The sequence below is a fragment of the Vibrio sp. B183 genome, from assembly GCF_000740665.1.
Classification (GTDB): Bacteria; Pseudomonadota; Gammaproteobacteria; order Enterobacterales; family Vibrionaceae; genus Vibrio; species Vibrio coralliilyticus.
In genome coordinates this window covers 36,900-48,766 of sequence record NZ_JPQB01000017.1, presented here as the reverse complement: position 1 = coordinate 48,766, position 11,867 = coordinate 36,900, and the positions used below count along the sequence as shown (strand labels likewise).

General features: G+C 45.4%; 3 protein-coding genes. 1 reads left to right on the top strand and 2 read right to left on the bottom strand.

Features of this window, described 5'->3' with window-relative positions:
• Positions 1-48: 48 nt before the first annotated feature.
• Positions 49-8,910 carry a VCBS domain-containing protein gene (locus tag IX95_RS19415; protein WP_038163297.1) on the bottom strand — a complete coding sequence of 2,954 codons (8,862 nt, stop codon included), beginning with the start codon at positions 8,908-8,910 and terminating at the stop codon, positions 49-51.
• Between the two features lie 395 nt (positions 8,911-9,305).
• The gene (locus IX95_RS19410; protein ID WP_038163294.1) at positions 9,306-10,448 is read right to left on the bottom strand and encodes a gamma-glutamyl-gamma-aminobutyrate hydrolase family protein; all 1,143 of its coding nucleotides are present in this window, start codon (positions 10,446-10,448) and stop codon (positions 9,306-9,308) included.
• 532 nt (positions 10,449-10,980) lie between these two features.
• Here IX95_RS19410 and IX95_RS19405 point away from each other — a divergent pair.
• Positions 10,981-11,832 carry an MBL fold metallo-hydrolase gene (locus IX95_RS19405; RefSeq protein ID WP_038163291.1) on the top strand — a complete coding sequence of 284 codons (852 nt, stop codon included), beginning with the start codon at positions 10,981-10,983 and terminating at the stop codon, positions 11,830-11,832.
• Positions 11,833-11,867: the final 35 nt, after the last annotated feature.

Sequence of the window (11,867 nt, the reverse complement as noted above, 5' to 3'; positions counted from 1 at the left end):
TATGCAGGTGGATTTTTACTTACTTTATTAATGATTAGTCACCAACCATTAGTTATTTGGATCTATGTCTGGTAGTCCATCTACGTCGTTGTGATGATGGTGCTCATCATCTTGGTTGTGGTTATTGGCGGCATCATGGTGTTCAAGTGCATCCGACATATCTAAATGCGTTTGATCGTAATCTGCAGCATGTTGTTGGTCAACTTGTGCAAGCACTATGTCCATGTCAGCAGGCTGATCGTGCGTGGTGCTGGGCGATGCATTTGGCTGAATACCTAGGGCATCCAAATAAGCCGCAGCACCATGGTGATCAGTTTTCTGGTCTGGCTCCTGATTAGCATGCTGAGATAAATCTAGAGAAGTGTCTTCACTTACAGTAAACGTGAAGTCCTCGTGAGAGGCGATCTCTGGCTCGTCATGCTGAACTGGCGGTGGTGGAGGCGGAGCCGGGTGAGATGCATGGACAATAGGAGATATCGTCATATCAACAACCTCTGTCCCAACCGTAAGTTTGCCGCTATTTCCCGGGCCATGGCTGAGTATCTGAATGTTAACATGGGCGACGACTTCATCTTGATTTGTCCCTTGCAGGGCTATTTCAAATCGATCTTCATGCTGACCGATACCTGAAGCGCTGCCATGAGGGCCTGTGTGCACTTGAGCTTGTTCTTGGTAGTGTAAGTCACCAGTTTGAGGGTCAATGGTTAATGTTCCATATTGCCCATGATGGCTTGTTACATACTGCCCGTTAGGTAAATGGATTCGCCAACCGTTCTGTGTTGTTGGTACCGGAGTCAAAGAAGGCAATAGTGGCGGTACACCAAGTGTACCGGATACGTGGTGGCTTCCTGACGGCGGTCTGACAATGATTGGCTCTGGTATAGCGCTCGCTGCCACACCTTGGCTACCAGCCGTATTGCCGTGTTCGTCAGTCATGGTTGCTTGTACATGTTCACCTGGAAGTACTTCGATTTGTAATCCGTGTTGTAATATGTGAGCATCGAGCACGTGGTCTTGTCCATTGACAACCATGTGCTCACCGATTTTGGCATCACTAGGAGGTGCAATCGTTGCTGTGACTGTATTTGGGTGCCCTTGGGCAATTTCTGCCTTACTATAGAGTCCATCAGGTCCAGGGGTTTCAAAGGTAATTGTCGGTAGGTTCACCAGTGTATCGACGTGGTAAACTACGTCCGTAGTGGCTTGAGCGCTATTCCCAGCGGTATCTGTTACCGTTATTGATGCTTCAATTTTTTGGTCTGCATCGGCAGTGAGTTCACTGCCAGGTATGGCAATGGAATAATGTCCTTTAGTATCTACTGCGCCAGTATGCTTCACCCCATTTACATTTAATGCAACGATGTCGCCGGCATGAAAATCGCCTGACACTGATCCCGTGATATCAATAGATCCGTTTGATTCTTGAGCATTAATTACATTATCGGTAGTGATTGCGTCTGTGTGAATACCGATGTGTACTTGTGTATCTATATGAACAGAAAGAAGCGAAGATGTAACCGGTAACACTGAGGAAGGGGCTAGTGCTTTGGCAGATAGGTTATGATCGCCGTCTGATAAACTGCTTGTCGAAACACTATATTGGCCAGACGCATCAGACACCGCGTGTCCAACAGGTGTTGAACCATCGTAAATCGTGACTTTCGAGAAGGGAATATCTGTGTGTCCGGTGATGGTTGGTGTACTGTCTTGCGTGAGGTTATCGGTATCGGAAGTACCAGTATCACTAGACGCTGCTAAATCGACGGTGACTGCATTATTTGGCGGAGTGTTTGTCCCAGTTGGTAAACTTGGTTGTGTGGTCGTTACCAGTGGATTGGAAGGCACAGAGGTTGAAATGGTCGGTGATTGTCCTGGCACAACTGAAACATGACCGTTGGCATCAAAAGTGATGAATTTCGAATCTTCAGTATGGCCGTCACTCACTTTTACTTCAAACACGTCGCTGCCGTGGTATGTGTGTGTCGCCGTGTTATAACTCATTCCAGCTACCGAACCATTGGTTGTGTATACATACGCGCCCGAATCTGGGTCGACCGATAGCGAACCGAATTGCCCCGTTGCATGGACAACAGAGAATGTATGAGTATCGCTCACGTCAACATCTGTTTCTGTTAATGTGCCCGTAGTCGATGAGGTTTGGCTAACGCCGAGAATCGGTGCGTCGTTGGTGCCGTGAATGGTTATCTGAATTACTTTTGACGTACCATCAATAGTGTTTACTGTCACCGTCTCTTGAAGCGTATCATGCTCTCCTAGTGCATTTACTGCTGGATTTGTAGAATCAAGGTGGAATGTCCAGTAGCCATTTTGGTCAATTGAGAGATCGCCAAAATTATGTGCACTCGCGATATGACTTTGTGCCCAAAAACCACTCTGTCCATAGTCTTTATCATCAGCATTAAGAGTTCCAGAAACAGTCGTTTGAGAGTCTTCGTAAACAGTGCCTGTACTTTGCCCAGTAATTACTGGGACATCCTGGGTTCCAGTGATCGTCACTTTTATCACATGCGCTGTACCGTCAGCACTATGCACAGTAAACACATCGGGTGTGGTTTCTCCTTGATGTAGAGATTGAATACGAGGATCAAGCGAATACGTCCAATGGCCAGACGCATCTATGGTATAGGTGCCAAGTTGGGTTGAACCTGATGTCGCTGTAAAATGAGTTTCTCCACTATCTGGGTCTGTAACTGTGAGGCTTCCAGATGTTTTTAAGTGCGAATCTTCTGTTACAGAACCAGAGTCAATACCAGTGATAGTAGCAGCATCTCCAATCGCTTCGATATGTAATGTGTTCGTTGCTTCTGCAGAGCTAGCATGTCCGTCACTCACGGTAAATTTAAACTGAACATCGCCGCTAAAGTCGGTGGCAGGGAGGAACTGAAGCTTCGCGATATCGGCAGTCGCGATACTTTGACCAGCAGTGATATCGTGTCCATCGAGAACAAACTTACCTTGAGCCGCTGGTGGCAGGTCGGTGATTGCGATTGAATGAAGCGTATCGCCAGTGTCTACATCATTGAAACCGAACTGACTCGCCTGCATCTGATAGTGTGTATCTTCCGTGCCATGGGCAAGAGTAGTTGCCGATACGGTTGGTATATCGTTAGTTCCTATGATCTTAATATCAATAATATGATAATCACCACCAACAGTATGCACGTTGTATTGGACATGCTCCTCTTGCCCTGCAGCTAATTGCTGAATTTGGCTGTTGTTAACGGTATACGTCCAAGAGCCATCTTTGGATATATGAAGACCACCGTGAACGCCACTGTTAAATGGATCATGACGTTTACCCACATCCGTTGAGAATGCTGATTGGTCGTGGTCAGGATCGAGGGCACTTAGCTTACCTGATATCATTTCGACAGGCGTTGAAGAGCTGTCCTCATGTACATCGGGATTCGACATAACAGATATTGTTGCCGTATCACTGCTGCCTTGCACTAACACTTCAATATGTTTGGTGGTAGTTGAGCCGTCAGTAGATGTTGCTGTGATATCAAAGCCCTCTGCTTTGGTTTCACCTTGCTGCAGAACATTGGCCTTTGAGTGGTCTAAGTCATAATGCCATTGTCCATCACTATCCACATGAAGAGTGCCGTAAGAACCAACAGAGTTACCTGCAGTAAAGGTGACGGAATCTTTACTGTCGGAATCGTGCGCGAGTAGGGTGCCTGAAATAGAGGTAACCTTGTCCTCTACAGCCGTTCCCAATGCGGCCGTTAGTGCGTCAGGTGTATCAATAATTACATGATCATCGGTGCCTAAGATTTTGGCTGTCAGCGGGATTCGTGTTCCATCCGCGGTGATTAGAGTGATCGTATCAGTCAATGATTCGCCATGACTCAGTGATTGAACTTCAGTATGACTATTGTCCGCACTGTAGCTCCATTTATCGTGGCCATCGGTTGAATGAGTGAAGTTGAAAGTACCGTGGACACCTGCAAGGTTCATCGCGAAGTTTGCTGGTACCGTGTGCTTAACACCATTGACCTCTATTTGAGTAACTTTCGCTTCGGATGGCGAGTCAATATCCTGAATATCAAGGTTTTTCCAACCTGACCATAATTCATTGGTGCTCGTCCCTGATTTTAGGTGCTCTTCAGTTACAAAGTTGGAGGCGAGTGTTGATTGCAATGTGGCGGCATCATTACTCGGTAACAGCGTGATAGACGCGCCAGTATGAGTAACCCCACCATGAGCATCTTTGACGTCATAGGTGAAGTGAACTTGGCCGTTGTAGTTCTTATTTGGTGTGAAGTTATATGTGCCGTCTTGGTTGTCGACGATAGTACCGTGATCCGCATGCAAATTAGCGATAGTGAGCTTACCTGCATCGTTGGCATCAACGTCTACAGTATTGGCTAATAGTTCGGTTGTAGTTATGGTTTGCGCGAGATCTTCTTTTCCGCTGTTGAGCTGAGCTTCTGAAGAGCAGTACGGGCGGTCATTGTCGCCATGAATGGTGATATGAATGTCGTGAGTGGTACCATCAGCCGATTTGACGGTGACGGTATCCGTTATTGACTCACCTTGACCGAGATGATCAATTTTTCTACCCGTTGCATCTTGGCCGATCGAAGCGTAATAGCTCCAATCTCCGTTACTCTGGAGTATCACATGCCCGCATGTACCTTGGTAAGTACCTGTTTGAGCATGGCTTTCACCGGAGTCTGGATCAATGATGTTCAAGTGACCATCAGTGTGTATTTCATCGTTCCATATTTTACCGATGTTTCCATGCATGTGATCTGGTGAACGATCATCGACGTAGCCGCCAGACATAGAACCGTCTGGCGCTGTATAGGTATGTCCTTCATGAACATCTCCAGTGTCGCGGCCATTGAACTGTGCTGCATCGCTAACCGCGTCAATATGCAGAGTGTTGGTTGCTTCTTGTGAATCGACATGTCCATCATTAACCGTGAATTTGAATTGAACATCACCGTTAAAGTTTGGGGAAGGGACAAACTGAAGCTTAGCAATATCGGACGCGGCAATACGCTGACCTGCGGTGATATCGTGTCCATCGAGTACAAACTTACCTTGAGCCGCTGGTGGCAGGTCAGTGATCGCGATGGAATGCAGCGTATCGCCTGTATCGACGTCGGTGAATCCGAACTGACTCGCCTGCATTTGATAGTTTATATCTTCCGTGCCGTTGCTGAGAACTACCTTTGTGACTGTCGGTGCGTCGTTAGTTCCGACGATATCAATATTTAAGTCGTAGGCAGTACCATCGAAGCTGTGTACTCGATAGGTAACCGTTTCAACTTGCCCTTGCGCTAGATGTTGAAGCGCCGCGTTGTCGACGCTATATCCCCAATTACCCGCACTATCAATTCGAAGCATGCCACCAAACGGGTCGTGAATTTGAGTCTCACCAAATTGACTGTATTGGAACTTATCTTCGCCATTGTCTGGGTCGATGACTTGAAGTTGGCCGTTGGCTAGTTCAGTTGTTGTGCCGTTGTTGTGCATTGCATGTGGTCCATCCTCAATAACCCTTCCGGTGGTCACTTCAGAGATAATGGCTTTATCTGGGGTCGCTACGAGGGTGGTACTTGCGCCAGTGTGGGTAGTACCTCCATGTGCGTCTTGCACATCATAAGTGAAATGAACTTGGCCGTTATAGTCTTTGGTTGGCGTGAAAGTGTAGGTACCATCGTGGTTGTCTTGAATTGAACCATGATCAGCATGCAAATTAGCAATAGTGAGCTTGCCTGCATCATTGGCGTCTACGTCAACGGTATTTGCCAATAACTCGGTTGCTGTAATGGTTTGAGCTAGGTCTTCTTTACCCGAATTGAGCTGTACTTCGGAAGCACAGTAAGGTCTGTCGTTGCTACCGTGAATCGTAATGACAATATCGTGCGATGTACCATCTTTAGAAAAAACGGTAATCGTGTCAGTTAGAGTTTGATTTTCACCAAGCTGATCTATGGTTGTTCCTCGGGTGCTTGCGAGACCACCAGTGCTACGAATCTGCCCCGTATCAGCGTGATAAAACCAAGTTCCATCTTTTCGTAGAAGTAGGTCGCCATATTGACCAGAATAATTAAAGCCAAGTCCGTGTGTATCAAACTCTGCCTCTCCTGTATCTGTGTCTGAAATAGAAAGCTTGCCACTGGCTCTAATGGTACTTCTTACTAAGTGAGCCATGCCCGGTTGAGCATAATCTGGGGACATGTTCTGTCCAGCATTACCTTCGGTTACGTCACCCGTGTCGACACCGCCAATAACGGCAGAGTTATTAACGCCTGTAATCGTTATTGAGAGGTTTTGAGTGCTGCTCGCATTATGTTCGTCTGTGACTGTTACGGGAACAGTAAGCGTTTTCGTGACACCTGATGCTAACGATTGATAGCTAGAATGAGCGGGGTTGAAGCTATAACTGCCGTCCGGATTAACCACTAAACCATCAATCTGAGGTGCGCTGTAAGTCAAGGTTGCGCCTGTATCAATATCTTGGCCAACCATTTGTCCATTTAGCACGCTTCCACCTTCAGTCACAGAGTGCGACTGTGCATAGATGGTTGGAGCATCGTTGGTACCATGAACCGTCAGCTCTATCGTATGCGTTGTACCATCTGCTGAGCGTATAACAGCTGAGTCGTGTTTCACTTCACCTTGCGCTAAGTTCTGTATGTTGCGGTTGTCGAGCGTATAGGTGTAGTGACCGTCGCGCATGAGCAGTATGTGCCCACCGAGCTTGGTGTCGTAGCCAATACCTTGATAGGTTTGTGGACCAATATTCGGATCAAACTGAGCCTCTCCCGCATCAGGGTCTTGGATGTTTAGTTTGCCGTCGTAATGCAGTTGGTAGTGGGTATCTATGTAACTACGATCTTCAGTCACTCCCCTTAAGTCTGCATTGGTTTGTGCGTCTGTAATAATCGCGTTATCTGGAGTTGCGGTAAGGTCAAACTTAGCTTGAGTGCTGACGCTACCACCATGGCCGTCAACGACATCATAGGTGAGTCGAATCTCACCATTGAAATCTTTGTCTGGCGTGAAGGTATAAGTGCCGTCTTTGTTGTCGACCAGATGTCCGTGAGTGGCTTGCAGATTCGTCACATGCAAAACATCGCTACTATCAACATCGCTTGCATGCGTTAGCAAATCAGAAGCTTTTATGGTTACAGGTTGATCTTCTTTGCCCGCAGGAAGCTGAGTCCACGCACTGACAATCGGTTTGTCGTTGCTACCTTGTACATCGATAACGATTTTATGAGGGACTGTTGCTCCAGCTGAATCGGTAGCGGTGATCCAGAATGATTCAGACTGATGCTCACCAGCCGCGAGCTTATCCGCGGCACCACCGGTCGAATTGTCTAGCTGATAGTGCCAATGTCCATTCTGATCAATCGACAACATTCCCCATTGGCCTTGGGGTTGGTTAATTGCCCACGTAATGGTGTCAGACTTGTCTAAATCAGTTGCGCTTAAACTCCCTGCCGCATCGGGTTTTCCTGCCGTATTCAAACCTTGTTCGATCACTGCGCCACTTGAGGTGCCGGAGATAGTAGGGCGGTCATTGGTGCCGTTAATGGTGACTGTGATTTGATGTGGCGTACCATCTACCGAATGAACGGTAATCGTATCAGTCGCCGTCGAGCCTTTACCCAAGGCTTGCAGGGTTGGATTGGTGTTATCGAGGTCGTAAGTCCATGCTCCATCTTTGCCGATGGTTAACGTACCTAGATGGCCATTAACTTGAGAGGCTTGAAAATGGTCTTCTCCAAGGTCTGGGTCTGTTACTGAAAGTTGTCCTTGTACTTGAGTAGTTAGATCCTCTAAGACCGAGCCCGCGTCCACACCGGTGATAACCGCATTGTCATCGTTGCCCCCAATGGTCATATCAATGGTTTGCGGCGTGCCATCTTTAGTGTGGATCGTGAAACTTTCATGCAGTGAAGTCGCCCCGGTTAATGCTTGAACGTTAGAAAGCGAGTTGTCTACTTGATACTGCCAGTGTCCATCGGCCTCTATGTTTAATGAGCCATATTTACCTGAAATAACTTCTGGAGTGACTGAACTTTCATTTTGGTCAGGGTCAATGACGTCAATTTTACCATTCGCATGCAGCAAGCCTTGTGAATCGATATTGTGATCTTCGGTAACGACCCCTGTTAAATCGCCAGAAATACTTGGTAAGTCTTGCTTACCAGTTACCGGTATCTGAACAACGATGCTCGCGCCATTAGAAAGATGCAACGCAAAGTGATCAGTACCTTGTTGGTGTTGATTCAGCAAGATGTATTGAGGTGAGTTTGGGTTTAATACGAACGTGTATTGGCCGTTTACATCAACATGAAGCTCTCCGTACGTCCCCTTGATCACCTCTGGAATAAAAGTGACTGGTAAAGTTGGTGTAGGGGGCGTGTTTGAATGAGTTGGCTGACCGTTACCTCCTGCAGAAATGGTTGGCATGGAGGTCGAAGGGATGTAATGAACTTGCGGGTGTGAAAGCGTCGATAGGTGGTGGGAAGGAACTAAATGCGTGCTTGCTCCATGAGGGCCCTCACTTCCAGTGGTATTGGGGTTTTCTTGGCGCTCATTTGTTTGAGTGCTTTGATGAGTGGCTTCTAAGGGTGCTGCATTTTCTTGTTTATCGACGATGGTTTCATCTGCAACACTGTTTGTCGTTGTTACATCTTTGTCATGGGTAGAATCACCTGACCCCTCGGTAGCTTCTGCGTGCTTAGCTAATGATGGTAAGATCATCATGAGAGACTGGAAGAGTGGGATGTTAACCCTCAGGTGTGAATGCAGCCTGAGCTTCTTCTTTTTTGTTCTTTCTTTTGGCTTTAGTTCGCTGCTTTTTTCAATCTCTATTTTTGTATTTTTTTTATCTGTATTGACGTTGTTGTTTTTAGCCATCTTCTCATCCGTGAATCTTGATTGCTCTCTGTTAAGTAAAATACACAGATAGGGCTTTCGCTAGCTAATCAAATAATTTTTAAAGAAAAAATTAGAGTTAGGGGTGTTCTCCTTACGTATGCGCCAGTGTATCCAAATAAATTACTAGTAACTATTCAGTGGACGCTTCGAATCACTATTTAACCGATCAGTTTGTGGGCGTATAGATTGGATTAAAAGCATGGGGCAGTCGCCGCATCTTAAATCAAAGAGTGGAACAGGTCTTCTGTCTGGAATTTAGCTTTATTAATGCCGAGTGTAAGCGCTCTATAAAGTCACATTTTAGACGAAGTAAAATCCCGGGCTTGTTGCCAATCATCAATTGGCACAGTCTATATAGAGGTGTGCGTTCGACCTTAGTTTGGTGACTCTTCCAGTTTTAACAGCTCTTGGCGAAGCCTTTTCATCCTAGGTGTCCACGTATCTGGGCTAAGTGTCATTTCAGCCTGCTTTATCACCGTACGTCCATTATCGAAATCTTTATTCGTGTACAGACCTTTGGCCGTTTTTAGGTGTTGGTAGGCGGCATGTTCTTTTCTTACCTCGTCGGCGACTGACTGAACGCCTTTTTGCCTGACATAGGCTGCCCAAACCATGAAAGAGAATATTGCCTGACTTTTCAAGGCTGTCTGATATGCCTCATCAGTTGGCGTATCGGGTAAACCGGGCATAGTGGGTAAATAAGATTCTGGATGCCACTGGATTCCTAAAGCAGGCGTGCCATATAAAGATTCAAAGGCTTCGACCGTTTTCGTATCCTGACATACAGCGCTGATTTCTAAATGCCGACTGGCTTCAGTTGTGCTTGAGTCACGACTTTCTAATAGGTGATCTCTTGTTACGGCTACAGCCCAATGAGTGGAGTTTACTTTCGCTAAATCTGAAGGGCTGACTCCTTTTTTGTGCATGAGTTGAGTTAGCATTTTGCCGCCAAGTAACTTAACGGCATGAGAGATACTCCAAGGGTTTTTGGGGTTGTGGTGAACCGCTCTCTCATTGAGTTCCATCGTTCTGACTTTGCCACCGTATGCTTCTAATAAGCGCCAAGAACCAGCACAAACAGCAAGAATAGGAATACCACGCTGTCTGGCGTAACCAATCATCTTGAGCTCAAACTGAGTGCGGAATTGGTGTTCTTTGTGCTTGCGAATATCAGATGCTTTAGTCGGGCTTGGATTCACTCGATTAAAGTCTTTTTCTTTTAAATGGTCAGTAGATGATTCTTCGGATGTGGCCACTTGGGTGTCGTTTGCAAAAGGCCCGCCTGGAATATAAAGCATATCGATACCATCGAGATCCGTCCATGAAGCATCATGGATTGGAGTCTCAGAGCCAGAAACGCCTTTTGGCAAAGTAACAGCTTCCACCGTAAAAGGAAAAAGGGGGGCTCCCTTGTCATTTTTTAACAAGTTGATACTGTTGATAGCGACACAATCATAGTCAGAATGCGCTTTACCTCTGTTGTCAGTCCTGAATGTAACCCCGATTTTTACTTTCATGAGAACATACCTGTTTAATTGCCTTTGACGTATCGATATCTCAATTACCTTCAGCAAAGTAATATAGCAGTATCAGTACCTTGAAAAATGTGTGATTTTTCTTACTTTAGCTGCGGCTATATCGCAGTATTCCAATAACTTTTAGAACTGTGATCAACTTTAATGAGGTGTAGATAACTATTAGGGTGATCAGTCAGTAATATGGATAGATGTAGAGCTGCTTAATTGGAATTGATGTAAGGTATACCTCAGCTAGAATCGCTTGTGAATGATTCTTAGACGTTTTTATAAATTCTGTCTTTCTATGACATTTTGTCATTATTCCTTGAGTCGATAATTTTCATTTGGTGTATGAGCAGGGTGTGGTAGTTAAGCGACATACCAAGCAATTGAATATTAAGCTAAATGCATATAATAACATGCTGTCTGTACATCCAGTATGGTAGGCTTGCAAAACTACACACCAAAGTTTAATTCTAAAACGGTAAAGGCGGTGGAACTTTGGCTATTGATTGGCATTAGGGAGAAAGGAATGCGCTTAGTTCTATGTTTGATGACAGTGTTTATGTCAGCATCAACACTTTCTCAAACGGGTATACCTAAGATGAGTGCTGAAAACGGCTATATTGAGCCGTTTAAGATGTTCGACAACGTTTATTATATTGGCGACAAATGGGTTTCTTCCTATGCGATAGATACGTCATCTGGCTTAGTGATTATTGATACCCTTGATTTTCCGTACAGTAAATGGATTCCCCAAAACTTACAGAAGTTAGGGTTAGGTGATAAAGCAGTGAGCTATATTATTGTAACGCATGGACATTCCGATCATGTGGGTGGGGCAGAGTTTCTCCAATCCATCTACAATTCAAAAGTGATCATGACAGAAAAGGGCTTAGAACTAACTAAAAAGCAATCAGAAAAGAGTAAAGGTGAAAATAAATTCATGCCACCGAAAGTCTTTAAATTTGCTGAAGATAAATCTGAAGTTTTGTTAGGCGACACAAAGTTTACGTTTTACATCACGCCAGGGCATACCGAAGGTGACTTGTCGATTGATTTCTTAGTTAAAGATAGCGGAAGCGAATATCGCGCTTTTGTCGTCGGTGGGCATGGAGTCAATTTCCAAAATCCTGCTCTCGCTAAGCAATACTTCGCGAGCATGAAAAGAATCAAAAAAATCGCCGAGAGTAGCCCAGTTGTAACGGTTAACTTGTCTAATCACCCTCATAAAAACAACCTGTTCTCCAACCGAGATAGAGTGAAAGAGGCAAGTTCCAATAACCCTTTTATTAGCAAAGATAACTTTTTCAACTTTGTTGACCAACAAGTAGACTTAGCGACAAAGGAACAACAGAAAGCGAGCAAACCGCAAGTTAACTAAGCATTATCCAATTGAAACTCGGACAATTTCCGATG

Excerpts from the sequence above, each read along its gene's own strand:
- IX95_RS19415 (WP_038163297.1), bottom strand. The coding sequence starts at position 8,910 with ATGGCTAAAAACAACAACGTCAATACAGATAAAAAAAATACAAAAATA.
- IX95_RS19410 (WP_038163294.1), bottom strand. The coding sequence starts at position 10,448 with ATGAAAGTAAAAATCGGGGTTACATTCAGGACTGACAACAGAGGTAAA.
- IX95_RS19405 (WP_038163291.1), top strand. The coding sequence starts at position 10,981 with ATGCGCTTAGTTCTATGTTTGATGACAGTGTTTATGTCAGCATCAACA.